This is a genomic window from Ciceribacter sp. T2.26MG-112.2 (genome assembly GCF_900492205.1).
GTDB lineage: Bacteria > Pseudomonadota > Alphaproteobacteria > Rhizobiales > Rhizobiaceae > Allorhizobium > Allorhizobium naphthalenivorans_A.
In genome coordinates, this window is the sequence record NZ_UEYQ01000012.1 from 88,922 (window position 1) to 115,535 (window position 26,614).

The window sequence follows — 26,614 nt, forward strand, 5'->3', positions numbered from 1 at the left end:
TCATTGTCGGGTCGTGCCGGGTTGTCTCCCGGACTTGTGAGGGCAAGCTATCGCCGCGGTGCAAAGATCGCTTTGCAAAACCCGCTCGGATTTGTCTCAAATTTGAACGAATGAAAGTCTGGCGACCCTTCATCCGGCATTTCCATCAAACTTTACCGACCGTCGTTAAGCATAATTGTGGCGACCGCCCGGCAATCCACCGCTTCTCGGCCGGCGGGCCGGACACAAATCTTAACGCGATCAGGAAAACACTGACAAATCCGACGCTTACGCCCCGTTAACCACGTTTTCGAAAGCTCCCCCCATGTGTCCCGTTATGGGGCTTCAGGGGGTGTTCCGGGGCCTTCGGGGGGCCTTGCCTTATCTTTTCCTTAAGCGCGGCGGGCCTAAGGTCGGGGCCTCGAAAACGAACAGTTTCGCGGATTTTTGGCGTGCAAGTATTGCGTAACATGGCTGACAGGGCGAAGGCGATTTTCGATCGCATGGCCGGCAAATGCCTCGCCTCTGAGGCGGATGGCAGGAAAGCCGATCCGCGCGAGATCGCGGCCCTGCGCCGCCTGGCCGCGGGCTTTGCCCTGATGCTCGCCACCGTGCCGGTCGCACTCTCCTTTCACTACGGTCCGGCGGTCGCCATGCCGCTCGGCTTTGCCGTCGTCGTCTCGCTGTTCCTGGTCAGCGCCGTGGCGCTCGTCACCCTGCGCCGCGCGGAGACGGGCACCGCCGCCGAAAGCGGCAGCGAGGAAGCGGCACCGTCGCCCTTCGACGTCTGCCCCGGGCTGATGCTCAGCCTCGACACGGCCGGGCAGGTATGCGAGGCAGCCGGACGCGACCGCGACATGTTCCTGTCCTTCCTGCGTGATCCTTTCGGCCGGCCCTTCGTCGACCAGGTGCATGTCTCCGACCGGATCGCCTTCATCCAGGCGCTCGACGACCTGCGCCAGGGCGCCGATGCCGTCGTCATCGACCTGCGCCTCGACCGCACGGTGATCGGCCTCGACCAGGCACAGTTCATGAACGTGCGCATGGACATGACCGCCACGCGCGGCCGGGACGGCCAGCTGGCCTTCGTCTTTGCCCAACTGCTCGACATCGCCGGCGAAATGTCGATCCGCACCGTCGCCTTGGAAAAGGAAGACGAGGCCGCGGCCGCGCACGAGGCGAAGTCGCGCTTCCTCGCCGCCGTGAGCCACGAACTCAGGACGCCGCTCAATGCGATCCTCGGTTTCTCCGACATCCTCGCCGGCGAGTATTTCGGCAAGCTCGAGAACGATCGCCAGCGCGAATATGTGCAGCTGATCCGCCAGTCTGGCGCCCATCTCCTGTCGGTCGTCAACGCCATGCTCGACATGTCGAAGATCGAGGCCGGCCGCTATGAACTGGTGCTCGAGCCCTTCATGATCGGCGATGCCGTGACCGAATGCGAGCAGATGCTGTCGCTGCAGGCCGAAAACAAGGGTGTGAGGCTCACCAGCCGGGTTGCCCGCGGGCTGGGCGAGGTCGTCGCCGATGGACGCGCCGTCAGACAGGTCTTGATCAATCTCGTCGGCAATGCCATCAAGTTCACGCAAGGCGGCGGCGCCGTCATCGTCGATGCCAGCCGCGAGGGCGACGACCTGAAGATCGTCGTCTCCGACACGGGCATCGGCATCGCGCCGGAAAAGATGGCGCTGATCGGCCGGCCCTTCACCCAGGTCCATGCCGACCTGAGCCGCGCCTATGAAGGTTCGGGGCTCGGTCTGTCGCTGGTCAAGGGCCTGACCGCGCTGCATGGCGGCACGTTCCAGATGGAAAGCCTGCCGGGCGTCGGCACCGTCGTCACCGTCCGCCTGCCGGCCGATGGGTCCGGTGCGCTGATCGACGCCGCCGAAGGACACAACACGGTCGAATTCCCGCCGCGGCTCAAGCCTGCGGATTGGCCGGCCGCGATGGAAAGTGAGAGAGAGACTGCCTATGACGAAGCGAAAGCGAAAATCGCCTGAGAGAAAGCCGGCCCTTAAGGTGGCCGGCCTTCTGCTCGAAGGCGTTGGCGCTGTGGCGCGCCTCGTCGGCCGTTATCCGCGGTCGGTGGGCGGCTTTTCCGCCTTTGCCGTCGCCTTCGGCTTCGTCGCCGCCAATGCGCTCTGGTACCAGCCGGGCCATCACCCGTCGCCGATCTTCTCGACCCGCGACGTGAGCGATTTCAATGCGCTGGCCGGCATTACCCGCCATCCACAGGTCGAGCCGGACCCGGCCGAAGTCACCAGCTTCAAGATCGAGCGCGCGACTGAGGCCTCGGCCGAGGGCAACCTGGCCGCCGCACCCGGGGACAAGCCTGCCGCTGCGCCGCAAAGCGCTGCCGCGACCTCCGTCCAGCCGTCCGACGCCGCCCCGGTTGCCACCGCCGAGAATGCCGCGCTGGTCGTCTCCGTGCAAAACGAACTTGCCCGGCGCGGCCTCTATGACGGTCTTGCCGATGGCGTGATCGGCCCGCGCACCGAGGCCGCGATCACCGTCTTCCAGAAGTCGATCGGCGTCGAGGCGAACGGCCTTGTCGGTCCGGAACTGCTGGCTGCGCTGAAGGCCGACCGCAGCGTCACCGCCGCCGTGCCGAAAAGCCGCCCGCCGGAGGACCTGAGCGCCTCCGCCGCCGACCCGGTCGCCGCCGCCATCCGCAATGCCTCCAAGGTCGTCACAACCGCGCCGGTCTCAAGGGACCCAACCCCCGCGGCCCTTCCTGTTTCGCTGCGCGGCACCGCCGCCGATGCGGCGCTGATCATGGAAATCCAGCGGGGGCTTGCCAACATCGCCTATACCGATGTCAGCGTCGATGGCGTGGCCGGCGAGCAGACCCGCAACGCCATCCGCCGCTTCGAGCGCCACTACCGCCTGCCGGAAACCGGCGAGCCGAGCGAGACCGTGCTAAAGAAGCTCCGCGACATCGGCGCTCTTTGACGCATCCGGCGACGTCGCACCGGGACATCGTTAATTCGCATATGTTCAGATTTGCGAATCCTTAACCGTGAAGCGTCACAATCGCGCATTCCCGGGGGAGGATCTGCAATGAATGCAAGCAACAGTCTGGCCTTGCCAGAAGAATTCACGGAGGCGCTGCCTGCCGAAGAGCCGGCCGAACGACACGAGGCGGCCGACGCCGAGACGCTGCGCCGCATCGTCACCAAGCTCGCCGACGAGGCCTCGACGCTCGGCATCGACCTGGTCGATATCGCCGGCGCGATCCAGGACGTCGCCGCCATGTCGAAGCGCCATGCCTCGACCTTTGACGAGGTGACGCGCACCGCGCTCTCCATCGCCGAAACCAACAAGACGGTCGCTTCCTCGCTGCGCGCCACCGACGAGACCGCCGTCGAGGCCCGCCGCATGCTGGGCGAATCCTCCACGCGGCTGTCCGGCGCGGTCGGCAAGATCGACCTGATGGTCGAAGCCTCCCAGGAGATCTCGACCGAGATCGGCTCCTTCTCCGTCTCTCTCGCCAATGTCGACAAGGTCGCCGAGGAGATCGGCGCGATCGCCCGCCAGACCAATCTTCTCGCGCTCAATGCCGCGATCGAGGCGGCCCGCGCCGGCGAGGCGGGCAAGGGCTTTGCCGTGGTCGCCGCCGAGATCCGCGCCCTGTCCTTGCAGACCTCGCAGGCCACCGGCTCGATCCAGCAGACGCTGAACGAGATCCGCGGCAAGATCACCCGCCTGTCCGAGGCCGGCCAGGGCGCCAGCGAAAGCGCGCTCGCCGTGCGCGAGACCTCGCAGGCGATGAACAATTCCTTCGGCACGATGGAACAGGTCATCACCCGCATCCTCGACGGCTCGAGCGTCATGGCCAGGACCACCGACACGGTCGACCGCCAATGCGCCGAATTCGTCGGCACGCTCAATGTCATGGCCGCCGAGGTGTCGGAATCCGACACCGCCCTGCAGAATGCCGCGACCCGCGTCGACCGCGTCGTCGCGCTGTCGGAAACGCTGATCCAGCTTACCGCATCGGCCGGCATCGAGACGCACGACAGTCCGTGGATCAACGCCGCCTGCGATGTCGCGGCCCAGATCTCCGCCACCTTCCAGCGCGGCGTCGATAGCGGCCGCATCGGCATGAGCGCGCTGTTCGACCGCAATTACCGGCCGATCCCCGGCACCGATCCGGTGCAGATGATGGCGGCCTTCACCGACTTCACCGACCAGGTCCTGCCCGCCATTCTCGAACCGGTGCTCAACCTGTCCGATCGCGTCGGCTTCTGCGCCGCGGTCGACACCAATGGCTACCTGCCGACCCACAACAGGAAGTTCTCCGCTCCGCAGCGCCCCGGCGATCCGGTATGGAACACCGCCAACTGCCGCAACCGCCGCATCTTCGCCGATCGCGTCGGCCTGTCCGCCGGCCGCTCGACCGCGCCTTTCCTCGTCCAGACCTATCGGCGCGACATGGGCGGCGGCAATTTCGTCGTGATGAAGGATATTTCCGCCCCGATCATCGTCTCCGGCCGCCACTGGGGCGGCCTCAGGCTGGCGATCCGCGTCTAGCCGGCGTGCGGCTGCAGGTGGCGTTGGCGGGTCAGGCAAGCCGGGCCCGGCCAGCACGTGGTCGGTGGGGGCAGGGCAGGGCGGATAGTCGCCCTGTCGTGCAGCAGATCCTAATCCGTAAAGATTGAATTAAGTCTTTTCCGGTAAGTTTCCGTTAGCAATTCGCACCCGGGGTGATCTCCAAGGGTGCGAGATCCGGTCATCCCCTTGTTGTGCGTATGGGTTCGTGATGCGTTTTTCGGTTGTTCCTGCGATCTTCCTCGCCTGCCTGACCCTGTCGGGCTGCATATCCGGTTCCGATCCGGAAGCCGTCCTTTCGCCCGCACCCTCGCGCGAGACGACCGGCGCGCTGGCGAAAACCTCCCGCCTTGTGCCGGCAGCCGATATCGGCGCTACTGCAGTCCCGCCTGCGGCGATCGCCGAGGCACCGATGGCCGCCTCCGCCGCCGGCGAGACCCATGAACTCGCCTGGGCCGGCAATGTGCCCCAGCCCCAGGCCTTCGCCACGACGGCGATGACGGTCGGCATGCCGGTGCCATCGGACAAGCCGATCGCCGCGATGATCACGCCCGAGCCGCCCGCGGCAAACGGCCAGCGCACGCGCTCGAAGGTCTACAGCCAGCAGTTCCGCGACGCCAAGCCGATCAATTTCGGCAAGGTCTCGCCGAAGAAATATGCCGTCCACGGTGTCGACGTGTCGCGTTGGCAGGGCGACATCGACTGGCCGAAGCTGCGCACGCAGGGTGCCAACTTCGCCTATATCAAGGCGACCGACGGCGGCGACCATCTCGACCCGATGTTCAAGACCAACTGGCGTCGTGCCAAGGAGGCGGGCATCCGCCGCGGCGCCTATCATTTCTTCTACTGGTGCCGCACCGCCGGCGAACAGGCCGACTGGTTCATCCGCAACGTACCGCGCGATCCCGACGCTTTGCCGCCGGTCATCGACGTCGAATACAACGGCGAATCGAGCTGCCGCTTCAAGCTGTCGGCGGAAAAGGCGCGCGAAAAAATGCAGGTCTTCATGGACCGGCTCGAGCGCCACTACGGCAAGCGCCCGGTCATCTATACCGCGCCCGACTTCTACAAGGACAACCTGCGCGGCCATTTCCTCGACTACCCCTTCTGGCTACGCGCCGTCGCCGCCCACCCGTCCAAGGTCTATCCCGGCCGAAAATGGCTGTTCTGGCAGTATTCCGGCTCGGGCCTGTCGCATGGCGTCAAGGAAAAGATCGACCTCAACGTCTTTTCCGGCAGCGAGGGCGACTGGCATCAATGGCTGAACGCCGGCCGGACCTGAGGCGGGGAGGGGATAGCCTGGCGCGCCGGCAGGTCCTGGAGCCCGGCGCCCGCATCCGCGCGGAGAGCCCGAGCCCCATTCCCATTCCTCAGCCTTTGCCGTAGAACGCGGCCATGCGTGTCCGTTCCGATCTCTTCGTTTCCGCCCTCGTCCGTCGCGTCTTTTCCATGGGCGGCTTTGCCGCCGTGGCGAAGAAGGGCGTCGAGGAAGCCGGGGCCATCTTCGTGCGCCAGCGTTTTCGCGATGGCAGCGAAACCCTGTTCGGCCCGGCCCCCCAGGCCTTGGTGATCGACGAGGACCGCGATTCCCGCATGTTCGAGGTGAGGCTGCAGCGCGGCGAGGCAGCCGCCGTCGATACCCTGCTTGAGCGCGAACGCCGCTTCGACCCCGATTTCTGGGTGCTGGAGGTCGAGCTGGAGGACATCGGTACGCTCTTGCCCATGGCGGCTGGGTGACTGGCGCCGGTATTGTCTCCTTGGAGAAAAGCAAGGCCGTCCAGCCGGTAGGGAGCACCCGTTTACCTTCGCCCGAGATAGTCTGGCGACGCGTCGGACGCTGTACTATCGTCGCTGCGAACAGAGGAGTCCCCATGCATCGCATCCTGCCCGTCCTGATCGCCCTGGCGACGCTCTCCTGGCCAGCTGTCGCGCCGGCGCAGGAACCGCTGGTGATCCCGGCCCCGACCCTGGGCGGCAATCCGTCCGACGACGCGGCGATCTGGCATGTCTACGGACTGATCCCCGGCGACATGCTCAACATCCGCTCCGGCGCCGGCCCGGCCTTCCGGGTGATCGGCGCGCTGCAGGAGGGCCAGCCGGTGCGCAATCTCGGCTGCCGCGAGCGCGACGGCGGCTTCTGGTGCCGGATTTCCACCTATGACCGGCCAAGCATCAGCGGATGGGTCAATGGCCGCTACATCACTGACGAATGGGTGCCGCCGGCCGGCGCAGAGCCTGAGGACGACGAGGACCGCGTCATTCCGGGAACCGCCTATCACGCCACCGGCACGATCCGCTGCCAGAGGCTGGGCGACACACGCATCGCCCCTTGCGCCTTCGGCATCGTCCGCAACGGCCCCTTCGCCGAAATCGACCTGACCTTTGCCGACGGCTATACCCGTTCGCTCACCTACCGCGCCGGCCGCTTTGCCGCCAAGGACGGCGCAGAGGTCCGCTCCCACAAACAGGGCGGCGTCGCCGTCGTCACCGTCAATGGCGAGGAGACATTCCACATTCCCGATGATGTCGTGATGGGGTGGTGAGGACGATCCCGCCCGGCGGAGAAGCTGCCCCTCACCTTGACCCGACCAAGGTCGAGCCGCGTGAATCGACCCGTCCTTCGGACCCGCAAGCGGGGAGAGGGAATGGCCACGGCGGTGCCGCTTGTCCCTTCTCTCGTTTACGGCAGGGCAATTCCACATGGATTTTGGGCAGCGCACGAAGCAGGCTCCCTCTTCTCCCCAGCGGGGAGAAGGTGGCCCGCAGGGCCGGATGAGGGGGCGCGGAGCGCACAAGGTGTGCCGGGCTGCCCCCTCATCGCCTCGCATACGCTCGGCACTTCTCCCCGCTGGGGAGAAGAGGGAGGCCGGAGCCGCCACAGGCATCCGCTATGCGATTACCTTGCCGTTCACGGGGAGAAGGTGCCGGCAGGCGGATGAGAGGGGCAGGCCCTAGATACTGACGCCTTAAGCCGCCAGCGCCTTGGCGATCTGGGCGCGAAGAGTGCCGAGATCCTTGGCGAAGCCGCGAATGCCTTCGGCGAGCTTTTCGGTCGCCATGGCATCCTCGTTCATTGCCCAGCGGAAGCCCTTCTCATCGAGCGAGATCCGCGGCTCGGCCTTGACGCTTTCCGGCGAGAGCAGACGCGGCAGGTCGCCGGTCGCGGCGTCGAGTTCGTCGAGCAGCTGCGGGCTGATCGTCAGGCGGTCGCAACCGGCCAGCGCTTCGATCTCGCCGGCATTGCGGAACGAGGCGCCCATGACGATCGTCTTGATGCCGTTCGACTTGTAGTAATTGTAAATCGAGCGCACCGAGAGAACGCCCGGATCGGTCTCGGACGTGTAGTTCTCGCCGGTCGACTTCTTGTACCAGTCGAGGATGCGGCCGACGAAGGGCGAGATCAGGAAGACATTGGCGTCGGCGCAGGCAATCGCCTGGGCCTTGGAGAACAGCAGCGTCAGGTTGCAGTCGATGCCTTCGCCCTGCAGCACTTCCGCGGCGCGGATGCCTTCCCAGGTCGAGGCGAGCTTGATCAGGATGCGGTCGCGCTCGATGCCGCGCTCCTTGTAAGCGGCGATGATCTGGTGGGCCTTTTCGATCGACGCCTTGGTGTCGAAGGACAGGTCGGCATCGACCTCGGTCGAGACGCGGCCCGGCACGAGGCCGGCAAGCGCCGCCCCGACGGACACGGCCAGGCGATCGGCGATGGCCTCAACCACGGCTTCGTTGGAGCCACCCCTGGCCTTGCCCCAGGTGATCGCTTCCTTGAAGGCATCGGCGAAAGCTTCGGTGCCAAGCGCCTTCAGGACGATCGAGGGATTGGTCGTGCAGTCCACCGGCTTCAGGCGGGCAACGGCCTCGATGTCGCCGGTATCGGCGACCACGGTGGTCATGGCGCGAAGCTGTTCGAGTTTGGAAGTCATGATCGTCATCCCTGTTCTTCAAAGCGGCCCTGATCCTGAACTGCCAGGGCCGAAAAATTCGAGCCGACTATCACCAGCCGAAGATGGCAAAGTCAAGAATGCGGGAAAACGATCCTAATCGATTAACAGGTCCATCGGCATCGACGGTCAGCCGCAGATTTTTCCGGCCTCCCAGCCGAGCATGGCGCGCTTGCGCGTCAGGCCCCAGTGATAGCCTGTCAGCGCCCCGCTCTTGCCGAGTGCGCGGTGGCAGGGAACGACGAACGAGATCGGATTGCGCCCGACCGCCGCACCGACCGCCCGGCTCGCCGTCGGCTGGCCGATCCGGGCGGCGATGTCGGAATAGGTGACGGCCTTGCCGAGCGGGATTTCCAGCAGGCTCTCCCAGACCCTTACCTGGAAATCCGTACCGATCAGCACGACGCGCAACGGCTGCTCGCCCGACCACTTTTGCGGATCGAAGATGCGGCTCGCATAGGGTGCCGTCGCGGCCTGGTCGGCGACATAGTTGGCCTGCGGCCAACGCTCGGCCATATCGTCGAAGCAGGCGGCCTCTCCGCCGGGATCGGCAAAGGCCAGTCCCGCCAGCCCGCGCTCGGTCACCATCACCAGCGCCAGCCCGAAGGGGGAGGGATGAAAGCCGTAGCGGATGGTCAGCCCGGCGCCCTTCGCCTTCCATTCGCCCGGCGACATGGCCTCATGCGTGACGAACAGATCGTGCAGCCGGCCCGGTCCCGACAGGCCGAGCTCGATCGATGTCTCAAGCAGCGGCATGCCTTCCTGGCCGAGCAGCCGCTTGGCATGGTCGAGCGTCACGGCCTGCAGAAAACCCTTCGGTGAAAGCCCGGCCCAGCGGGTGAAGGTCTTCTGCAATTGGCTCGGCGAGATGCCCAGCCGCGCCGCCATCGTCTCCAGCGACGGCTGCTGCTGGTAGTCGAGCGTCAGCATCTCGATCACCCGGCGCACCGTCTCGTAGTCGGAGCCTTCGGGCGTGATGTCGGTGGTTACGGAAAGGTCGATCTTCTGGGCAAGGGTCATGGCTTGGTCCTCATCTGTGCCCCGACTTCACCACGCGAAAGGCCGGTACGCCACCCGTTTCTTGCGGGGCGATCGAAGTCATCCGTCGGCGCAAACCATCCCCCTCTGCCCTGCCGGGCATCTCCCCACAAGGGGGGAGAACACAGCACGGATGCCGCTCGGCCCAATCCTCAACAAGACCGATGCCCCTTATGTGGAGCCTTACCACAGTCGTCCCGGACGCAACATTTTTCGTCTGCTGTCGAGGCTGGAGATAGGGCAGGCGGGCGCGCCAAGCGGATCTCCCCCCTTGTGGGGGAGATGCCCGGCAGGGCAGAGGGGGTATCCGCCCACGAAGCGCTCAGATCCGCTGCTTGGCCGTTGCAAGCGCGCCCTTGAACGCCCTGGCAAAACTCTCCCGGTCGTCGGGATTGAGGAAAGAGCCGATCTCGGTGCGTTTCCCCTGCCCAGTCACCTGCATCGAGACGATGCCGATCTCGTCATGGCGCTTGACGAAGAAGCGCGCCCAGAACGGGTTGTACCAGTATTCGGTCATCCGCCCCGAGGGGGTGAACTTGCGGATCTCAAGGTCGGTGCGCGAGACATAGACCTCCTCGCGGGCGCGGCCGGATCGGTAGTTCAGCCAGAAGGCGCCGTAGAGCAGCAGGAAATCGAGGCCGAAGAACAGGCCGATCGGCCAGGCCCCGGTCGACATGAAGAACGCCGCATGGACCGCGCAAACCGTGCCGGTGATCATCAGGAGGATGCGGAAGCCCTTTCGGCCGAGCGAGCGGTAGGGCACGAGTTCGGCAGCGAATATCGGCTGCTCCGCGGCGGGGTTCAGATTGCCTTTGGTCATTGGGGCCGACTATAGAGTGTCCATGACGAGTCCATCGAAGAAATCCAGCACCCAAACCTTGAAAAAGTCAATTCCCGCGGCCGCAAAGCGCAAGCCGGCAGTGCGATCGGCCTATTCAAAGGCGGAGCTCGAGGAGATTTTTCGCCGCTTTTCGGTCCAGCGGCCGGAGCCGAAGGGCGAACTGGAACACGTCAATCCGTTCACCCTCGTCGTTGCCGTGGCGCTGTCGGCCCAGGCGACCGATGCCGGCGTCAACAAGGCGACGCGCGCCCTGTTCAAGGTCGCCGACACACCGCAGAAAATGCTCGATCTCGGCGAGGAAAAGGTCCGCGACTACATCAAGACGATCGGGCTTTACCGCAACAAGGCGAAGAACGTCATCGCGCTCTCGCAGCGCCTGGTCGACGTCTATGGCGGCGAGGTGCCGAAGACCCGCGAGGAACTGGTGACGCTGCCCGGCGTCGGCCGCAAGACCGCCAATGTCGTCCTGTCCATGGCCTTCGGCATCCCGACGATCGCGGTGGACACCCATATCTTCCGCATCGCCAACCGCATCAGGCTTGCCCCCGGCAAGACGCCGGACGAGATCGAGGACAAGCTGATGCGGATCATCCCGAAGCAGTACCTGTTCCACGCCCATCACTGGCTGATCCTGCACGGTCGCTATTGCTGCAAGGCGCGCAAGCCCGAATGCGAACGCTGCGTCATCGCCGACATCTGCAAGTCGCCGGAAAAGACCTGCGACGTGCCGGCCCCGTTGGTGGAGCTGCCGCCGCAGCTTTTCGGCCCGACACCCTAGACCGCTGCTAGACGGCGAGCGGGGTGCGCGCCGAAAGCATCTTGTGCAGATGCACCATCAACCCGGCGGCAAAGAGCGGGGTCAAGAGGTTGACGAATGGGATCGCCAGGAAGGCGGCGATCACCAGACCGGCAGCGAACACCGTGCCGGAATGACGCGAGCGGAACAGCCGCGCCTCGTCGGGCGAACGGAAGCGCATGGCGGCGAATTCGAAGAATTCCCGGCCGAGCAGGTAGCCGTTGACGAGGAAGAAGGCGACGATGTTGACGCCGGGCACCAGCAGCAGCAACAGGGCGATGAAATTGCCGACGAGCACGATGCCGAAGAATTTCAGCGATGAGAGCATGGCCGTGCCGATCGGCATGGCCGTGCCCGGTCGATCGCCCGGATAATCGCGCTTCTCGATCACCTCGGCCACGTCGTCGAGGAACAGGCCGGCGATGATCGCCGTCACCGAGGACAAGAGCAGCGCCAGCGCCAGCGCCAGGCCGATGCTGGCGAAAATGCCGAAGATGAAGGTGAGCCATCCCGCCCATTCCGGCGTTCCGGGAATGAGGGCGTCGACCCAGGGCATGGCATAGGCGACGAAGGTCTCGCGAAGCGCGAACCACAGCCCCGCCAGCACCAGAAGCGTCAGCCCGATCACCTTCCAGAAGACCGAGCGTGTCTCGGGGGCAAAGAGATTGCGCAGGGCAAGGCCTGCCGCGTCAAGGATCATTCCGGCTCTCCATCACTGTCGAGGCGGATGTAGGTCGCCTAAGCCCCGCAGACAAGCTCTGCCGTCCGGCCGAAGGTGGTCCGGTTCAGGTGCGCGCTGGCAGACCCACCCGCATCTCCCCTTGCTGCCGCCCGAGCCCTCGATCTCGCATGTTCTCTCCGGTTGGGGGGAGAACATGAAGCATCAGCGCGTCCGCTGGCGCAGCGCCGGGCGGCTGCGGGTGTCGCCGGTGGGAAGGATGGCCGGTTGGGCGCGGGTGGCAGGGGCATTGGCCGGCTGGGCCGCTGCCGGCTCCTGCTCCTGCTCCTGCGGGCGGAACGTATAGCTGTCGGCGCGCCGCCAGGTCTCGATCCGTTCCTCGCATTCGACGGCAATGAGGCCGTTCCACAATTGCTCGGCGCGGGTGGTGCCGGTCGCCGGCTTGGCGAGATGCGGATAGAGCTTTTCCAGCACGAACACGGCCTCCTCGGCCTCCATGCCGACGCCGAGAAGCGTGGTCGCCAGCTGCCGGCCGGAAATGTCGAGGAGGATGCGCTCGGAGAGCCAGCGGCTGGACGAAAGGACATCGGCGAGCGTGGTGGCAAAGGCGCCGCCCTCGCGGTTGCGGGCAAAGCGCACGAGCAGCGCCGACTGCATCGGCGTGATGGTGCGAAGGCCGAGTCGGTCCGAGGCCGGGCGGCTGACATGGGCGGCGAGCCTGCGGATCTGGTCGCGCAGTTCTTCCTCGCGCGCGGCGGTGCTGTCAATGGCCACGCTTGCGGCGGCTGCCGGCTGCGGTTGCGATGAAGAGACCGGTGCGCCGGCCTTAGGCGGCTCTGCGCCCTTGGCCGACCGGGCCGAAGAGCGTTTGGCAGGAGCTGGCCCGGCAGGGGCATGTGCGGATCGGGCCGGGGGCTGTGTGGCCGCACCGGCGTCGGCGGCAGCCTCGGACGTCCCGGCGCGCGCCGCGTCCCTCGGTGGTTCGCTGTGGCGCAGGCCGACGAGTGCGTCGATCACGGTCGGCGAAAGCTGTTCGCGCCGGACGATGGCGCGGGCATGGGCGGTCCCTTGCGTGCGGGCGATCATGATCAGGAGGTCGTCGGACAGGCAGGGCGAGGAGACGAGGAAGGGCGCGGCGATCGAGATCGGTTGCGAGGCGATGAACAGCGCGACCGCGCTCGGCACGTTGGGGCACTGCGACAGGGCGGAGACCGCCTGGCGGCGGGCTTCTTCGGTCGAGGCGTGGAACAGCGGCGAAAAAAGCTCGGCGAATTGCCTGAGTTCGTTCCGGGTCGGAAATTGCAACGCCTCGAAACTCGTGACCGTCGCCATCAGCACAACGTCCCTTTTCCTCACGCTTACCGGCTTTTCCAGCTCTCGAAACTGATCGATCACGACAAGACCCACACCTACGCAATACCCGATTGGCACACATTAGAGTGAATTTGTTAGCAACCTGTTAACTAAGCTCTGGCTCAATCGACAGTCAGCGTGGTGGCGTAGAAATGATTCGCCAGGCCGCGCATGTACCGCAAATTGCGTGGCCTAAGAGGGCTGCCAGACACCCTCTTGATCGCGCAGGAGAAAGGCGCAGAATGGCTTCGGCCAGCGCCGGCCGCAGTGTCTTTGCGCGGTCCGGCAGCCGGGGATTGCGCTGGTCCTTCCAAGGAAGGGCAGGGTGAGATCGGTCAAAACTTCATCCGTCTCGATTTCTGTTGAAGGAGACGAGCATGGCGGAAATTATCAAGATCAAGGATCGGCTGTCGCTGTCCGGCCGCGCGACGCGCAGCGATGGCGGCAAGGCTGACGTGCTGCTGTTTACCGGCATACGTTATGAGCGGCGCGAGACGCAGGCCAAGGCGGATGCCCGCCTGCCGGCGCTGCCGCGCCCGAAGGGTGGCAAGGGCCAGGACAGCCTCGGCCGTTGAGCCGGGCCGGTCCATGCCTGCGGCCCACGACGCCCGGAGCGAAGCCACGGGCCCATGACCCCGGCCCATGACCCATGCCCATGACACCGCCCACCTCATCGGGCGGGAGCCAAGGCTGTCAGTCCTCGGTCAGCGGCGCGCACAGCGCCTCGTCGAGGAAGGCGCGGGCCTGGGGCGAAAAGCTCGGCGCCGGCACCATGGTGCGCAGCACGACATAACCCGTAGTGCCGCGATATTCGACCAGGATCGACTGGGTCAGCGTTGCGCCGGGGGCCTTGCGGATCTGCGCCACTTGCGCCGGGGTCGCTACAACCGCATCGAGATCGCCGCCGACCGAGGTGCGGTCGTTCATCGAGAACACTTCATTGGAACTGGCGTCATAGACCGCCATCGACCAGAAACTCGGGCCGGCGGGCGCGTAGAGCCTGAGCGGCGCGCGGGCGATGTCGAAATGGCAGACCGCTCCCTTGAGGAAGGGATCGACATTGGACAGTGCCATTTGATCGGAACCCTCGGCCCGTCCGTTGGCCGTCTTGTCGGTCGACTTGTCGGCCCTGGTGTCGACGCTGTCCGGCAGCACGATGAACCGATGCGACGGCCCGGCCGCCTTGATCCGGGTATAGGCGTCCTTGCCGGTGAAATTGGGAAGCGCCAGAATGATGATGATGTGCAGGAGGGCCGCGCCGATCAGGCCGGTCAGCGCCGCATAGGTCAGCCTGTTCATTGGCCGCACCCCAGGCTCTCGACCTTCGGCATTTCCAGCCCGATCAGCCCGGAACTGCCCGCCGCCGGCGTGTCGAGCAGCGTCAGCACCAGCGAAAACGCCCCGGTATCGGGCAGCGCCAGCCAGTTCATCGGCCGCGCCGTCGCAGAAACGCTGATCTCGAACGAGCCGTCGCGATGGCGCAGGATGCCCTGCGAATTGTGCGCCGAGGGCAGGTCGGCGCGGGGCACGAGCGGCCGTCCGTCCGGATCGGCGGCATAGAGCGTCCAAAGCCTTGCCGCCGGCGTGCGCCCGACGATCCGGTAGCTGCAGGTGCCGGTCAACAGATTGCCGTCCTCGTCGCTCGAGGCGGTGAATGACAGCCCCTCGGCCGAGCCATAGAGCAGCCGGCCGGCCTTGGCCCGGTGCGATTTCGCATAAGGATCGGCATCCGCCGTCTGCACGTCGGGAAAGGCGCTCCACACGCCCAGCCGAATGGCGCCGAAGCCCGCCGAGGCATTGAGCGCCGAAAGCGTCGTCAGGATCCCGCCGCCAAAGGCGATGACAAGCGCGACGGCGATGAGGAGAGGAACCCGAAACACGTGATGCCTTGAACCATGAAATGCTGGTCGAACGGGTAGCATTGATTCCGGGGAAGGTGAAGGGTGAGGAATGGTCGGCGCAGCCGACGAAACGATCCAGTGAATCGTTTCGAATGACGAACGCCCTGAGCGCAAGCGAAGGGCCGGGGGCGGCGGAGGGAGATGGTTCCGGCCGACAGATAGCGGCGTCGAACGGCTGAGACTTGGAAAAGAGGGGACGGCCACCGCGTCGCCGCATGTCCCTTCTCCCCGTCGGGACGGGGAGAAGGTGCCGGCAGGCGGATGAGGGGCCGGGCGGAGCGACGGTGGCGGTAGTGGCCGGGGGAGGCGGAGGCGCGCCTTGATCGGCCTGTCATCAATGCTTATGATGCAATCATTGATGACAGGAGGCCGAATATGGCGAGCATCACCATTCGCAATCTTGATGACGGCCTGAAGCAGCGGCTGCGGCTGCGCGCCGCGACCCATGGCCGGTCCATGGAAGACGAGGCGCGCGACATCCTGCGCTCGACGCTGTCGGCCGAAAGCCGGCGGCCCGCCAATCTGGCCGAGGCGATCCGGCAAAGGGTTACCGCGCTCGGCGGCGTCGAACTCGAAATCGCCCCGCGCGAGCTGATCCGCGATGCGCCGGTCTTTCCCGAATGATCGTCCTCGACACCAATGTTCTGTCCGAGCTTCTGGCGCCAACACCTGCCCCGGCGGTTGTCGCCTGGCTCGCCGCGCAGCCCGCTGCCGCCGTTTTCACCACGACCGTGACCGAGGCTGAAATTCTCTACGGATTGGCGCTTCTTCCGGGCGGTCACAGGCGTCAGGCGCTCGAGGCGGCGGTGAGGCCGATCTTCGCCGAGGATCTCGCCGGCCGGGTTCTTGCCTTCGACCGCGACGCGGCCCAAAGCTATGCGGTGATTGCCGCCCATCGCCGGGCCATCGGTCGGCCGATCAGCCAGTTCGATGCGCAGATCGCCGCCATTGCCGTCTCGCGCGGCGCCTCGATCGCCACCCGAAACATCGCCGATTTCGCCGACACCGGCGCGCTGATCGTCAATCCCTGGGATTTTCGCGGGATCAGTTGAAGCGCTCCCGCCGGGAGGCGGAAGGGCCGGCGTGGCGGGAACGAGCTTTTGTTGATGGGGCACTCACTTCGAAGCGGGCTTGAGTGAACTTGGCAGATGCGCCGCCCTAAAAGGAAGCGAAGCCGAACCTTTGCAAGCGTTCCAATGGACAGGCCGTAACAGGTTCGCCGATCCCCGTTAACCCGGCACCAGGAAACACTCTGGCATTTGGACCATCGCAGACGAATCCAGATCGCTCAGGAAGCGCACAAACTGCATCGCTCTTGCGCATCATGATCAGTTTCCCGCCCCTCCAAATGAGGCAACCGGGATACTTTGACGCAAGGTCGTATGGCACCTGCGAGCGCATCGTAATCAGTGCTTCTGAATCGCAAATTATGAGTTGATCAGCGCCGTTGGTGAGGGGAATGCGATCATCATCAAAAAGCCGCCGGATGTCTGTGAGCTTGCCGTTGGGACAACTTTGTTGCGCTTGAAAATCGATCTTTATCGAAGGTGTCGGCGACCATAACCTTTCCCATCCCCAAGAAGCGATGGCGTCGCCGAAGTACCCGAAGAACCCCCCGAAAAATCCCCCCATCACGAATCCTACGAGGGCTGAAGGCCAGCTCAAACCACGAGAACCATATCTCTCCCGATTAGGCATTCGGCGCCAACATGTAAGCGATCCACAAATCGCCGATACGAAATTCGATGCGCAACCATCCGCTAGTTTCACCGACACTGCAACGGAAACCGTCACTTTCGTCACGAATGCCGGCCTTGCCGAAAGTCGCGTCTCGAAATGCGGTCACGCATGAGGAAATCCTACTTTCATTCTCCTTCAATAGCGCCGGAACCTCTTTGGTAGCGCGTTGCATGTCGATGGCGAGTAGAGAGTTGCTGGACAGAGATGACGCAGCAAATTGCTGAAATTGATCGTGGAAGATGTCAACCAAAGCTGCAGAGTCGGTTGGGTCGCGAAACAAGGCGCCAACGACTGTATTGCTAGAAATTGGACCCTCTAGACTTTGCACCGTGATGTCGCACCATTGACGCCCCCGATCCTCGGTTGACCAACAAGCCGTGGCGTTCTTCACCCAAGCCCCATTGTTCGGTTCACTTTGCAGCTGGGTATCGCATGTGCATTTCTCACGCTCGGCGTTCTCAGCTGCTGCCTTGTCCATACCTAGTCCTGCGCAGGCTACCACAAGAGCCGAGGCTATCAGCCGATATAGACTGATCATAATATAACGCTCCCATCATTGGATTAGGCTCTAACAGCAGTGAATCACTTCTTCAAAGGCAACATCAAACAGAAAATCGATATCATTCGAGGGCGTGAGTATTTCGGAAGTGTAATGTTCAACGTGCATAAGAGAGAATTTGCACCATTGCCGCTCGCGCTTGTCCCCCGTCACTCCACCGCGACAATCTCCAACTCCTGCTCGCCCATCGTCACCACATCGCCCACCGCCTTGCCGATCAGAAGCCTTGCCACCGGCGAGATATATGAGATCGAGCCCGCCTTGGGGTCGGCCTCGTCCTCGCCGACGATACGGTAGGTCTGGACCCTGCCGTCGTCGCGCGAAAAGGTGACGGTGCTGCCGAAGGCGACGTGGGTTGCGGTCTCCGGCGGGGGCATGAGCTTTGCCGAGTGGACCCGTTCGGAAAAATAGCGCAGGTCGCGCAAGGGGCCGGCCGCCTGGCGCCGGCGTTCGTTGACGTCCTCGATCGCCGTCGTCGCCTCGTAGGCCGCGCGGGCCTCCGACAGCTGCTGCTCCAGCGCCTTCAGGCCCTTCTCGGTGACGAGGTTGGGATGCGGCGAGATGGGGCGGTCGGGCAAAAGCGTTTCCGCCGCCGCTTCGGCACTCTCTTCCTTGACGAAGGCAACGCTCACTCTGGACTTCCTCTTTGAATAGGCAGGGGCGGCCGGCGCAATCGCGGGCGCGAACGCGCGGGGGCCGGACTGAAAGGGGGACAATAGACGAACAGGCCGGTTTGATCCATCGCCCCCGGCGACGGCCAGGAGATCGCCGGCCCCGCCGCCCACCCTCGAAATCGTGATTTAGAACATCCTCAAAAGCGCGCTATCCTTGCGCCTGCGAAGTCACAAGGAGGAATGAGCCATGAAGACTCTTGCCGCAAGTGCCGCATTTCTGTTGCTGCCGGCCGGTCTCGCCTTTGCCGATTGCAGCGCTTACAAGACCTCGGCCGCCGAGGATGTCGACCGGTCGATGACGACCGCAAGCGTCGTGATCGACGAGGAGGCGGCTGAAAAGGATGTCGTGCTGCTCAAGCAGTCGCGCCTGCCGGCCGATGCGCCGGTCGCCACGCAATAGCAGCGGAAACCGCCGGACGACTTTGGGTTCGGGCTTTCCGCTTGTCGTTCAACGACGCTCGACGCCTTTGGGTCGTGACGGCTGCCTGGCGGCGTGTGCCTTGACGCGTGTCCGCCCTCAGGCCGCGGCGTTGGTCGTCGGCCGGTCGAGGTTCCGCTCGCCTGCCGCCGTGCCGGCCAGGGGATTGGCCAGGGGATTAGCCAACGGATCGGCGACCCGCCAGGCGTTGCGACCCTCGGCCTTGGCGGCATAGAGCGCCGCGTCGGCCGCCTCGAACAGGCGTGCCAGGCTTGGCTCGGTGGCGATCGAGCCGCAGGCGGCGCCGATGCTGACGGTGACAATGCGGTTGTCGTCGCCGGTATGGTCGTGGGCAATGGCCAGCGCCGAGACCGCGCCGCGCAGCAGTTCGGCCAGCAGGACGGCGTGGGCCGTTTCGGCGACCGGCATGACCGCGAGGAATTCCTCGCCGCCCAGGCGGGCCAGATGGACGTCGCCGGGCAGATCCCGACGCATGGCCTCCGCCACCTGTCTCAGGCATTCGTCGCCTGCGCCGTGGCCATAGGCGTCGTTGAAGGCCTTGAAATGGTCGATGTCGATGACGAGGAGGGCGCTGTTCTCCAGATCGTGCGGCTGCATCACCCGCCGCAGCCTGGCGATCTCGGCCTCGGTGCCGCGCCGGTTGGGCAATTGCGTCAGCGGATCGGTCGACGATAGACGCAGCAGCGCGTCGTTCTGCTTCGACAGTTCCCGCTTCAGCGTCTCGTTCTCATGCAATTGCAGGAAGGCCCGCTGCCGCTCGCTTTCCAGCTGGTGCGCGCCGATCAGCGTCAGCACGAAGCAGGGCACGTAGATCGCCAGGTGATAGGCGACATAGCCGGGCGTCACGCCTTCGATAAACCCGATGAAGCCGTAATTGATCGCCGCCACGACGAGGCTCGCCTGAAAGGCCAGGTCGAAGCCCGGCCGAAGGGCGATCGTCACCACCATCTGGAACACCACGGCCGCGTAGTAATAGTCGAGCACAGCCACATTTTCGCTGGCGGCAAGAATGATGCACCAGACCAGGTTGCCGGCAATCACGACCGAAAGCGTGGCGATCTCCTTGGCCCGGATCGGCCGGGCCGGCGCCGCCTGGTACCAGAACAGCACAAGCGCCAGCGGCAGGATAAGGCCGAAGCGCAGGCCAAGCGACAGCAGCACCACATCCCCGAGGATCAGCACGTCGACCGCCGCATAGAGCAGGTAGAGGAAGGCCAGCGTCACGGTCAGGCCCGACAGCGTGCGCCGCCGCTCCGCCGTGCGCGAGCGCTGATAGGCGTCGGCCTGCGAGGCGCTCAGGCGCGGCAGCGCGGCAAGGCCGAGCCAGGGATGGATGCGTCGTGCTGTGGTCATCGAGCGGGCAATGGGAACCGGGGTTGGCGCGGCGGTATGGATCATGCCGTCAGTTGATTCCCCGCTAAAATAGGTGGGTTCCCGGCCCTTGCCCACGACGACCGGCCGGCGCGGTTAACCGCGGGTAAGCAAACGGGTGCGAAATCTGGCCGCCGGCCGTCAGTCTATGCTCGCCACCGTGTTCGGGTCGGTCGCCAGCGGCTTGGCCTCCTTCAATCGTCGCGCGATGTCGCGGATCATCCGGGTCGTCTCGGACGACAGCGAGCGGGCCCTGACCATGGGTGCCACGGCATCCGTTCCGACTGCGGGCTTGGCCGTCTTGGCCGCGGCGATCGCCTTTTCGGCCTCCGGTGCCGGGGTTTCCACGCCCGGAATGGGGCGCAGGTCGATCCCCTGGTGGGCATAGTCCATCAGCGTCTTGAAGGTCATCGCCGGCAGCGAGCCGCCGGTCATGTTGTTGGTCGAGGTATAGTCGTCATTGCCGAACCACACGGCGGCCGTGTAATTGCCGGTATAACCGCAGAACCAGGCGTCGCGATAGGCCTGGGTCGTGCCGGTCTTGCCGGCGGTCAGCACCCCGTCGACCGAGGCGCGCCTGGCCGTGCCGACATAGGGCACGCGGGTCAGCATCTGGTTCATGTAGGCGGCGGCCGTTTCCGACAGCACGCGCTTAGCCGGCGGGGCGTCACGCTCGAAGTCGTAGAGCACGTCGCCGGCATAGTTCATGATCTGCGCAATCCCGTGGCGGCGCGACTGGTAGCCGCCGGCCGGAAACACCGCGTAGGCCGTCGCCTGGTCGAGAACGGTCACTTCCGAGGTGCCGATCGGGATGGTCACGTCCTTGCGGATCGGCGTCTCGACGCCGAATTTCTTCGCCTCCGCCATGATCTGGTCGATGGCGTTGGGGCCGAGCTTTTCCTTTGCGAGGCGCACCGGAATGGTGTTGATCGATTTTGCCAGCGCCGTCTTCATGTCGACCCGCCCGGCATAGGAATTGCCGTAATTGCCGGGGCTCCAATTGCCCCAGGAGATCGGCGCGTCGACGATCGGCGTATCCGGCGTCATGCCCTTCTCCATCGCCAGCGCATAGGTATAGACCTTGAACGACGAGCCCGGCTGGCGCAGCGCGCGCGAGGCGCGGTTGAACTGGCTTTCGCCATAGTCGCGCCCGCCGACCATGGCGCGCACAGCCCCGCCGTTCTCGATCAGCACCAGGGCTGCCTGCTTGACGTGGTAGCTCTCGCCATATTCGCGCAGGTTGGCCGCCACCGCCTCTTCGGCCGCCTTCTGCAGGCCGATGTCGATCGTCGTGCGCACCACCAGCGTATGGTCGCGGTATTTGGCTGCGATCTTCTGCACCTCCTCGAAGGCCCAGTCGAGGAAGTGATCGGGCGCCTCCACCTCGTCGCGGTCGATGACGGAGGCCGGATTGCGCCTTGCGGCGATCACCTGGCCCTCGGTCATCAGCCCGCCCTGCACCAGGTTGGTGAGCACCACATTGGCGCGCGCGCGCGCGGCCGGCAGGTTGACATGCGGGGCATATTTCGCCGGCGCCTTGAACAGGCCGGCGAGCATGGCGGATTCCGCGAGATTGACCTCGGTCAGCGGCTTGCCGAAATAGAATTGCGAGGCGGCCGCAGCCCCGAACGTGCCGCCGCCCATATAGGCGCGGTCGAGATAGAGCGACAGGATCTCCTTCTTCGTCAGATTGGCCTCCAGCCACAGCGCCAGATAGGCTTCCTTGATCTTGCGCTCGATCGACCGCTCATTGGTGAGGAACAGGTTCTTGGCCAGCTGCTGGGTCAGCGTCGAGCCGCCCTGGACCACCGAGCCGGCCTTGGCATTCTCGCTCATGGCGCGCGCCAGGCCGAGGAAGTCGATGCCGAAATGCTCGAAGAAGCGCCGGTCCTCGGTCGCCAGCACCGCCTTGATCAGGTGGTCGGGCAGTTCGTCGATCGGCACGGAATTCTCGTGGATGATGCCGCGATGGCCGATCAGGTTGCCGTAGCGGTCGAGGAAGGTGACGGCGAAGTCGCCGTGATTGCGCCAGTCCTTCTTGGTCTCCTCGAAGGCCGGCTGGGCGAGCGCCAGCATCAGAACCGCGCCGGCGGTGCCGAGCGTCATGGTTTCGCCGAGTACTTCGAAGAACAGCTTCTTCCAGCCGCGCGCGCGAAAACGGCGGAAGAAGATGGTGATCTCCTCCCAGATTTCCGAGAGCGTAAAACCGGCATTCCACAGCGTCGAATCGATCCAGCTGTCGATCCGAAGCAGGATGTGGCGCTTGAGCTTCGGCTTCTTCTCTTCCGGCGTGCGATCCTCGGTCACTTGCAGACTATCCCTGGGCAATCCCTTGGCGAGAAGGGCATGCCGCCCTTGACGCGGCCGCCGGCAAGGCCCAAGAGCAAGCCTTGCGCCGGCAATGCGGCATTTCTCTCGATATGCTGATAGATTGTCGATTTGCCGGCAAAGGACAAGCGAAAAGCGAGCCGCCGGACGTGAACGGCAGGCAAAGCGGATGGCCCGGCGGACAAGCCGGTGACGACGGATGAACGATCTGCCCTATTGGAAGACCAAGACGCTCGCCGAGATGAGCCCGACCGAATGGGAGGCCCTGTGCGACGGCTGCGGCCTCTGCTGTCTCAACAAGCTCGAGGACTGGGACACCGGCGAGGTGGTGTTCACCTCGGTCGCCTGTCGCCTGCTCGACGGCGACAGCTGTCGCTGCAAGGACTATGAAAACCGCCAGGCGACGGTGCCGGACTGCATCCAGCTCACCGTCGAGGGCGTCGACGAGATCGGCTGGCTGCCCCCCACCTGCGCCTATCGCCTCGTCGACGAGGGCCGCGACCTCTACTGGTGGCACTACCTCGTCTCCGGCGACCCGGAGACGGTGCATCAGGCCGGCATTTCGGCGCGGGGCCGCACGGTCAGCGAGGACGACGTACCGGTCGATGATTTCGAGGATTATGTGGTGGACTGGCCGCTGACGGTGGGGGAGACGGCGGAGTAGGGGGCATCTGAGGCGTCGCCGCATCGGTGCATTGTAATCTTGGCGCCGCTACTTATGGTGATCCCTCAAGGGGAATCACATGTCGTCAAAGTCGCTTGAAAGCATCGTCTCTGCCTTCGGCCATGCCGTGTCGAAGAAGCTCTCAAGTCCGGTCATATCGGGGGCGCCGGAGGATCAGCTCCGCGGGCCGCTTGAGGCGCTGATCCTTGAGGGCATCGTCGGTCTTCTCGACTATCCGAAGGACGCCGTCGCGCTGATCGGCGAGACGGCGCTGTCCGAGATCATGACGCGGCCCGACTATGCCGTCACCTTCAAAAAGGCGCTAACCGGCTTCATCGAGGTCAAGGCGCCCGGCAAGGGGGCCGATCCTCGCCGTTTCCAGGGCCACGACAAGGAGCAGTGGACGCGGCTCAAGTCCTTGCCGAACCTGCTCTACACCGATGGCATGAGCTTTTCGCTGTGGCGCGACGGCGAGCTGCAGGGGGCGATCGTCCGGCTGGAGGGCGATCTCGAAACGGATGGCAAGGCAGTCAAGGCGCCCGGCGAACTGCTGACGCTGTTCTCCGATTTCTTCACCTGGACGCCGCAGACGCCAAAGACGCCGCGCCGCCTCGCCGAAGTCAGCGCCCGCCTCTGCCGCCTGTTGCGCGACGAGGTGAGCGAGCAGCTGGAGCGCGGCAATGTCGCGCTGACCGGACTGGCTGAGGACTGGCGCAAGCTGCTCTTTCCCCAGGCCGACGACGCCCAGTTCGCCGATGGCTATGCCCAGGCGGTGACCTTCGGCCTGCTGATTGCCCGAACGCGCGACATTCCGCTGTCGAACGGCATCGAGCACGCGGCGATCGATCTGAAGAAGTCGAATTCGCTGATCGGCACGGCGCTCGGCCTTCTGACCGACAATGCCGACAATCGCATGGTGCTGAAGACCTCGCTCGACACCATGGCGCGCGTGCTGAACGAGGTGAACTGGCACGAGGTCGGCAAGAACGATCCCGATGCCTGGCTCTATTTCTACGAGCACTTCCTCGAAGTCTATGACAACACCCTGCGCAAGCGCACCGGCTCCTACTACACCCCGCCGGAAGTGGTGAACGCCATGGTGCGCCTGGTCGACGAGGTGCTGCGCGGCCCCTTGTTCGAACGGCCCCTGGGCTTTGCCTCGACCGATGTCACCGTGGCCGACCCCGCCGTCGGCACCGGCACGTTTTTGCTCGGCGTGCTGCGCCGCATCGCCGACACGGTGGCCGGTGATCTGGGCGCCGGCGCCGTGCCGGCCGCCATCAGCGCCGCCGCCAACCGGCTGATCGGTTTCGAGCTGCAGTTCGGCCCCTTCGCCGTGGCGCAATTGCGGCTGATCGCCGAATTCCAGGAACTGATGGTGGTCGGAGCCGGCAAATCGGCGACGCTGCCCTCGCTGCGGCTGTTCATTACCGACACGCTCGGCAACCCTTATGTCGAGGACGAGCACCTGCCGCAGATGCTGCAGCCGATCGCCACGTCGAGGCGCGAGGCGAACGCGATCAAGAAGGGCCAGCCGATCACCGTGGTCATCGGCAATCCGCCCTATAAGGAAAAGGCGGAAGGGCGCGGCGGCTGGATCGAGGCCGGCTCCGGCGGCAAGATGGTGGCGCCGATGGACTGGTGGCGCCCGCCGGTGGAATGGGGCGTCTCCGCCCACACCAAGCACCTGAAGAACCTCTATGTCTATTTCTGGCGCTGGGCGACCTGGAAAGTGTTCGGCACCGGCAATTATGCCGCAACCGGCACGCCCGACCGGGACGAGGAGGGCGTTGTCTGTTACATCACCGTCGCCGGTTTCCTCAACGGTCCCGGTTTCCAGAAGATGCGCGACGACCTGCGTCGCACCTGCTCGAACATCTGGATCATCGACTGCTCGCCGGAGGGCCACCAGCCGGAAGTGGCGACCCGCATCTTCCAGGGCGTGCAGCAGCCGGTCTGCATCGTGATTGCCGCCAAGACGCTCGGCAAGGATCGCGCTGTGCCGGCCAAGGTCCGCTATGTCGCTTTGCCGAAGGGCCGGCGCGAGGAGAAATTCCAGGCGCTCTCTGCCTTGTCGCTCGATGTCGCCGGCTGGGAGGAGTGTTCGGACGGCTGGCGAGACGGCTTCCTGCCGGAGGCGACCGGCAGCTGGGCGGACATGCCGCCGCTGACATCCCTGTTCGTCTATGACGGTTCCGGCGTCATGCCGGGCCGGACCTGGGTGATCGCGCCGGACCGGGAAAGCCTGGCGCGGCGCTAGGATGCGCTGGTCGCGGAAAAGGACGAGGCGCGCAAGGAGGTGCTGTTCCATCCGCATCTGCGCAATGGCCAGCCAGGCGACAAGCATGTCCGCAAAGAGTTGAAGGTGGGACTTCACGGTCATGAGCAGCGCCTGTCACCTGTGATGTCCGATCAGGCGTCCGTGATCGGCCCGGCCCGTTACGGTTACCGGACGCTCGATCGTCAATGGATCATCCCCGACGGGCGACTTATCAATCAGTCAAACCCGGCTCTTTGGGAGGGCTACTCGTCAAATCAGATTTTTCTGACCGCGCTTGACGCTCACTCTCCGACATCGGGTCCTGCTGTCACGATCACCGACCTCATTCCCGATCTTCACCACTACAAAGGTTCCTTCGGCGGTCGCGTGATGCCACTGTGGCGCGATGCAGCCGCCAGCCAGTCCAATATTCGCCCGGAGCTTCTGGCCTTTCTCGCCGACGCCTATGGGCAGGAGGTGACGCCGGCCGATGTCATGGCCTATCTCGCCGCCGTGATGGCCCATCCGGCCTTCACCGAACGGTTCAAGGACGATCTCGTGCAGCCCGGCCTGCGCGTGCCGCTGACCACCGATGCCAACCTCTTCTTCGAGGCCGTCGCGCTCGGCCGCGAGGTCGTTTGGCTGCATTGCTACGGCGAGCGGTTCGCCGATCCGGCCGCCGGCCGCCCCAAGGGACCACCGCGCCTGCCGCCGGCCGAGGCCCCGCGCATTCCCGCCGACGGCGCCATTCCCGGCGCGCCGGAGCCTCTGCCCGACGTGATCGATTACCAGCCGGAGAACCGCCGCCTGATCGTCGGCAAGGGGCATATCGACAACGTCGGTCCCGAGGTTTGGGCCTATGACGTGTCGGGCAAGCAGGTGCTGAAACAATGGTTCAGCTATCGCAGGCGCGACCGCTCGCGCCCGATCATCGGCGATCGCCGGCCGCCCTCGCCGCTCGACCGGATCCAGCCGGACCACTGGCTGTCCGAATATACGACCGACCTGATGAACCTGCTGCACGTGCTCGGGCGGCTGGTGAAACTGGAGCCGGGGCAGGCCGCGCTTCTGCAACGCATCTTGGATAAGCCGCTTCTCGGCCTTGAAGCCGCCGGCCTTCAAGGCGACAATGGCACCGACTCGTAAGAACGATATGGCGTAAGGCATGAGCAGAGCCCAACTCGATATGTTTGCCACGCAGGAGGATCTTTTTCCTGCCGAGCCGGCCTCCTATGCGCCGGACCCCGAGCGCGTGCGCGGCAAGCTCAACGCTGTGCTTTCCGAACTGCGCCAGGCCGAGACCATGCCCTGGGACCGCAAGAAGCGCGCCTATCATCAACTGTTGTTTCCCCAGATGACCCGTTCGCTTCCAGAGGAAGAGGCCGCGCAATTGAAGCTGGCCTTCGAGGCGGAACTGCAGCGGCTGAACGCCGCCTGAGGGATTGGCGGCCTTCGGCTTCGGCGCGCTGCGTAGGCTGCTCCCACCCCTCCCACTCAAAC

General features: G+C 65.0%; 27 protein-coding genes. 15 read left to right on the plus strand and 12 right to left on the minus strand.

Translation table 11 applies throughout. The features are described 5' to 3' along the window. The first annotated feature begins 449 nt into the window (after positions 1-449). From DYZ14_RS16535 to DYZ14_RS16560, 6 genes are all read left to right on the plus strand, one after another. Positions 450-1,979 carry a sensor histidine kinase gene (locus DYZ14_RS16535; protein WP_154721702.1) on the plus strand — a complete coding sequence of 510 codons (1,530 nt, stop codon included), beginning with the start codon at positions 450-452 and terminating at the stop codon, positions 1,977-1,979. Beyond that, a complete protein-coding gene (locus DYZ14_RS16540) occupies positions 1,951-2,931 on the plus strand; it encodes a peptidoglycan-binding domain-containing protein (RefSeq protein WP_154721703.1) in 981 nt (326 codons plus the stop codon). The genes DYZ14_RS16535 and DYZ14_RS16540 overlap by 29 nt, the downstream gene beginning before the upstream one ends. Positions 2,932-3,039: 108 nt before the next feature. Next, positions 3,040-4,512, plus strand: coding sequence for a methyl-accepting chemotaxis protein (locus DYZ14_RS16545; RefSeq protein WP_154721704.1), 1,473 nt, complete (start codon positions 3,040-3,042; stop codon positions 4,510-4,512). 229 nt (positions 4,513-4,741) lie between these two features. Continuing rightward, the gene (locus tag DYZ14_RS16550) at positions 4,742-5,812 is read left to right on the plus strand and encodes a glycoside hydrolase family 25 protein (RefSeq protein ID WP_154721705.1); all 1,071 of its coding nucleotides are present in this window, start codon (positions 4,742-4,744) and stop codon (positions 5,810-5,812) included. Between the two features lie 113 nt (positions 5,813-5,925). Beyond that, the gene (locus tag DYZ14_RS16555) at positions 5,926-6,267 is read left to right on the plus strand and encodes a DUF1491 family protein (RefSeq protein WP_154721706.1); all 342 of its coding nucleotides are present in this window, start codon (positions 5,926-5,928) and stop codon (positions 6,265-6,267) included. A 134-nt stretch (positions 6,268-6,401) separates the two neighbouring features. Next, entirely contained in the window at positions 6,402-7,073 is a 672-nt protein-coding gene (locus tag DYZ14_RS16560) for an SH3 domain-containing protein (RefSeq protein WP_154721707.1), read from the plus strand. 423 nt (positions 7,074-7,496) lie between these two features. Here DYZ14_RS16560 and tal read toward each other — a convergent pair whose 3' ends face one another. From tal to DYZ14_RS16575, 3 genes are all read right to left on the minus strand, one after another. Further along, entirely contained in the window at positions 7,497-8,453 is a 957-nt protein-coding gene (gene tal, locus DYZ14_RS16565; protein WP_154721708.1) for a transaldolase, read from the minus strand. A gap of 147 nt (positions 8,454-8,600) precedes the next feature. Continuing rightward, on the minus strand, positions 8,601-9,491 hold the full coding sequence (locus DYZ14_RS16570; protein ID WP_154721709.1) for a methylated-DNA--[protein]-cysteine S-methyltransferase: 891 nt from the start codon (positions 9,489-9,491) through the stop codon (positions 8,601-8,603). A gap of 340 nt (positions 9,492-9,831) precedes the next feature. Further along, positions 9,832-10,329 carry a DUF2244 domain-containing protein gene (locus DYZ14_RS16575; protein ID WP_154721710.1) on the minus strand — a complete coding sequence of 166 codons (498 nt, stop codon included), beginning with the start codon at positions 10,327-10,329 and terminating at the stop codon, positions 9,832-9,834. A gap of 22 nt (positions 10,330-10,351) precedes the next feature. On the opposite strand from DYZ14_RS16575, the gene nth reads away from it, so the two are divergent. Beyond that, entirely contained in the window at positions 10,352-11,128 is a 777-nt protein-coding gene (nth, locus tag DYZ14_RS16580; RefSeq protein ID WP_154721711.1) for an endonuclease III, read from the plus strand. 7 nt (positions 11,129-11,135) lie between these two features. Here the strand turns inward: nth and DYZ14_RS16585 are convergent, their stop codons facing one another. Next, positions 11,136-11,846, minus strand: coding sequence for a sulfate transporter family protein (locus DYZ14_RS16585; protein WP_154721712.1), 711 nt, complete (start codon positions 11,844-11,846; stop codon positions 11,136-11,138). Positions 11,847-12,029: 183 nt separating this feature from the next. After that, the gene (locus DYZ14_RS16590; protein ID WP_195949992.1) at positions 12,030-13,220 is read right to left on the minus strand and encodes a DUF2336 domain-containing protein; all 1,191 of its coding nucleotides are present in this window, start codon (positions 13,218-13,220) and stop codon (positions 12,030-12,032) included. A gap of 335 nt (positions 13,221-13,555) precedes the next feature. On the opposite strand from DYZ14_RS16590, the gene DYZ14_RS16595 reads away from it, so the two are divergent. Next, complete coding sequence (locus DYZ14_RS16595; protein WP_115672433.1) at positions 13,556-13,753, plus strand: hypothetical protein; 198 nt, start codon at positions 13,556-13,558, stop codon at positions 13,751-13,753. Positions 13,754-13,871: 118 nt separating this feature from the next. Here the strand turns inward: DYZ14_RS16595 and DYZ14_RS16600 are convergent, their stop codons facing one another. Continuing rightward, positions 13,872-14,477 (minus strand): DUF1254 domain-containing protein, encoded by a 606-nt coding sequence (locus DYZ14_RS16600; protein WP_154721714.1) that lies wholly within the window; start codon positions 14,475-14,477, stop codon positions 13,872-13,874. Then, positions 14,474-15,058 (minus strand): DUF1214 domain-containing protein, encoded by a 585-nt coding sequence (locus DYZ14_RS16605; protein ID WP_154721715.1) that lies wholly within the window; start codon positions 15,056-15,058, stop codon positions 14,474-14,476. Before DYZ14_RS16605 ends, DYZ14_RS16600 begins: the two co-directional genes overlap by 4 nt. A 396-nt stretch (positions 15,059-15,454) precedes the next feature. Between DYZ14_RS16605 and DYZ14_RS16610 the strand changes: the two genes are divergently transcribed. Continuing rightward, entirely contained in the window at positions 15,455-15,703 is a 249-nt protein-coding gene (locus DYZ14_RS16610; protein WP_154721716.1) for a FitA-like ribbon-helix-helix domain-containing protein, read from the plus strand. Further along, positions 15,700-16,131, plus strand: a complete 432-nt coding sequence (locus tag DYZ14_RS16615) for a type II toxin-antitoxin system VapC family toxin (RefSeq protein ID WP_154721717.1) — start codon at positions 15,700-15,702, stop codon at positions 16,129-16,131. The genes DYZ14_RS16610 and DYZ14_RS16615 overlap by 4 nt, the downstream gene beginning before the upstream one ends. Positions 16,132-16,237: 106 nt before the next feature. Here the strand turns inward: DYZ14_RS16615 and DYZ14_RS16620 are convergent, their stop codons facing one another. From DYZ14_RS16620 to greA, 3 genes are all read right to left on the minus strand, one after another. Beyond that, positions 16,238-16,711 (minus strand): hypothetical protein, encoded by a 474-nt coding sequence (locus DYZ14_RS16620; RefSeq protein ID WP_154721718.1) that lies wholly within the window; start codon positions 16,709-16,711, stop codon positions 16,238-16,240. A 58-nt stretch (positions 16,712-16,769) separates the two neighbouring features. Next, positions 16,770-17,297: a hypothetical protein gene (locus DYZ14_RS16625; protein WP_154721719.1), complete on the minus strand. Its 528-nt coding sequence runs from the start codon at positions 17,295-17,297 to the stop codon at positions 16,770-16,772. A gap of 230 nt (positions 17,298-17,527) precedes the next feature. Next, entirely contained in the window at positions 17,528-18,010 is a 483-nt protein-coding gene (gene greA / locus DYZ14_RS16630; protein ID WP_154721720.1) for a transcription elongation factor GreA, read from the minus strand. A gap of 229 nt (positions 18,011-18,239) precedes the next feature. Here greA and DYZ14_RS16635 point away from each other — a divergent pair, with 229 nt between their 5' ends. Beyond that, on the plus strand, positions 18,240-18,452 hold the full coding sequence (locus DYZ14_RS16635) for a hypothetical protein (RefSeq protein WP_154721721.1): 213 nt from the start codon (positions 18,240-18,242) through the stop codon (positions 18,450-18,452). Positions 18,453-18,569: 117 nt separating this feature from the next. On the opposite strand, the gene DYZ14_RS16640 is transcribed toward DYZ14_RS16635, so the two are convergent. Both DYZ14_RS16640 and DYZ14_RS16645 read right to left on the minus strand, forming a co-directional pair. After that, positions 18,570-19,889 (minus strand): GGDEF domain-containing protein, encoded by a 1,320-nt coding sequence (locus DYZ14_RS16640; RefSeq protein ID WP_232365566.1) that lies wholly within the window; start codon positions 19,887-19,889, stop codon positions 18,570-18,572. Between the two features lie 114 nt (positions 19,890-20,003). Continuing rightward, positions 20,004-22,169: a transglycosylase domain-containing protein gene (locus DYZ14_RS16645; protein WP_195949994.1), complete on the minus strand. Its 2,166-nt coding sequence runs from the start codon at positions 22,167-22,169 to the stop codon at positions 20,004-20,006. A 220-nt stretch (positions 22,170-22,389) separates the two neighbouring features. On the opposite strand from DYZ14_RS16645, the gene DYZ14_RS16650 reads away from it, so the two are divergent. The 4 genes from DYZ14_RS16650 to DYZ14_RS16660 all read left to right on the plus strand — a co-directional run bounded on the left by DYZ14_RS16650 (position 22,390) and on the right by DYZ14_RS16660 (position 26,552). Continuing rightward, a complete protein-coding gene (locus DYZ14_RS16650) occupies positions 22,390-22,854 on the plus strand; it encodes a YcgN family cysteine cluster protein (protein WP_154721723.1) in 465 nt (154 codons plus the stop codon). 79 nt (positions 22,855-22,933) lie between these two features. Then, complete coding sequence (locus DYZ14_RS16655) at positions 22,934-25,114, plus strand: N-6 DNA methylase (RefSeq protein WP_232365567.1); 2,181 nt, start codon at positions 22,934-22,936, stop codon at positions 25,112-25,114. 39 nt (positions 25,115-25,153) lie between these two features. Next, on the plus strand, positions 25,154-26,260 hold the full coding sequence (locus DYZ14_RS24420; RefSeq protein WP_232365568.1) for a type ISP restriction/modification enzyme: 1,107 nt from the start codon (positions 25,154-25,156) through the stop codon (positions 26,258-26,260). A 19-nt stretch (positions 26,261-26,279) separates the two neighbouring features. Next, on the plus strand, positions 26,280-26,552 hold the full coding sequence (locus DYZ14_RS16660; protein WP_154721724.1) for a hypothetical protein: 273 nt from the start codon (positions 26,280-26,282) through the stop codon (positions 26,550-26,552). Positions 26,553-26,614 lie beyond the last annotated feature (62 nt).

Excerpts from the sequence above, each read along its gene's own strand:
- tal (WP_154721708.1), bottom strand. The coding sequence starts at position 8,453 with ATGACTTCCAAACTCGAACAGCTTCGCGCCATGACCACCGTGGTCGCC.
- DYZ14_RS16635 (WP_154721721.1), top strand. The coding sequence starts at position 18,240 with ATGAAGACTCTTGCCGCAAGTGCCGCATTTCTGTTGCTGCCGGCCGGT.
- DYZ14_RS16625 (WP_154721719.1), bottom strand. The coding sequence starts at position 17,297 with ATGGACAAGGCAGCAGCTGAGAACGCCGAGCGTGAGAAATGCACATGC.
- DYZ14_RS16575 (WP_154721710.1), bottom strand. The coding sequence starts at position 10,329 with ATGACCAAAGGCAATCTGAACCCCGCCGCGGAGCAGCCGATATTCGCT.
- DYZ14_RS16535 (WP_154721702.1), top strand. The coding sequence starts at position 450 with ATGGCTGACAGGGCGAAGGCGATTTTCGATCGCATGGCCGGCAAATGC.
- DYZ14_RS16655 (WP_232365567.1), top strand. The coding sequence starts at position 22,934 with ATGTCGTCAAAGTCGCTTGAAAGCATCGTCTCTGCCTTCGGCCATGCC.
- DYZ14_RS16540 (WP_154721703.1), top strand. The coding sequence starts at position 1,951 with ATGACGAAGCGAAAGCGAAAATCGCCTGAGAGAAAGCCGGCCCTTAAG.
- DYZ14_RS16610 (WP_154721716.1), top strand. The coding sequence starts at position 15,455 with ATGGCGAGCATCACCATTCGCAATCTTGATGACGGCCTGAAGCAGCGG.
- DYZ14_RS16640 (WP_232365566.1), bottom strand. The coding sequence starts at position 19,889 with ATGATCCATACCGCCGCGCCAACCCCGGTTCCCATTGCCCGCTCGATG.
- DYZ14_RS16550 (WP_154721705.1), top strand. The coding sequence starts at position 4,742 with ATGCGTTTTTCGGTTGTTCCTGCGATCTTCCTCGCCTGCCTGACCCTG.
- nth (WP_154721711.1), top strand. The coding sequence starts at position 10,352 with ATGACGAGTCCATCGAAGAAATCCAGCACCCAAACCTTGAAAAAGTCA.
- DYZ14_RS16560 (WP_154721707.1), top strand. The coding sequence starts at position 6,402 with ATGCATCGCATCCTGCCCGTCCTGATCGCCCTGGCGACGCTCTCCTGG.
- DYZ14_RS16650 (WP_154721723.1), top strand. The coding sequence starts at position 22,390 with ATGAACGATCTGCCCTATTGGAAGACCAAGACGCTCGCCGAGATGAGC.
- DYZ14_RS16600 (WP_154721714.1), bottom strand. The coding sequence starts at position 14,477 with ATGAACAGGCTGACCTATGCGGCGCTGACCGGCCTGATCGGCGCGGCC.
- DYZ14_RS16585 (WP_154721712.1), bottom strand. The coding sequence starts at position 11,846 with ATGATCCTTGACGCGGCAGGCCTTGCCCTGCGCAATCTCTTTGCCCCC.
- DYZ14_RS16555 (WP_154721706.1), top strand. The coding sequence starts at position 5,926 with ATGCGTGTCCGTTCCGATCTCTTCGTTTCCGCCCTCGTCCGTCGCGTC.
- DYZ14_RS16660 (WP_154721724.1), top strand. The coding sequence starts at position 26,280 with ATGAGCAGAGCCCAACTCGATATGTTTGCCACGCAGGAGGATCTTTTT.
- DYZ14_RS16595 (WP_115672433.1), top strand. The coding sequence starts at position 13,556 with ATGGCGGAAATTATCAAGATCAAGGATCGGCTGTCGCTGTCCGGCCGC.
- DYZ14_RS16570 (WP_154721709.1), bottom strand. The coding sequence starts at position 9,491 with ATGACCCTTGCCCAGAAGATCGACCTTTCCGTAACCACCGACATCACG.
- DYZ14_RS16615 (WP_154721717.1), top strand. The coding sequence starts at position 15,700 with ATGATCGTCCTCGACACCAATGTTCTGTCCGAGCTTCTGGCGCCAACA.
- DYZ14_RS16620 (WP_154721718.1), bottom strand. The coding sequence starts at position 16,711 with ATGGGGGGATTTTTCGGGGGGTTCTTCGGGTACTTCGGCGACGCCATC.
- DYZ14_RS16545 (WP_154721704.1), top strand. The coding sequence starts at position 3,040 with ATGAATGCAAGCAACAGTCTGGCCTTGCCAGAAGAATTCACGGAGGCG.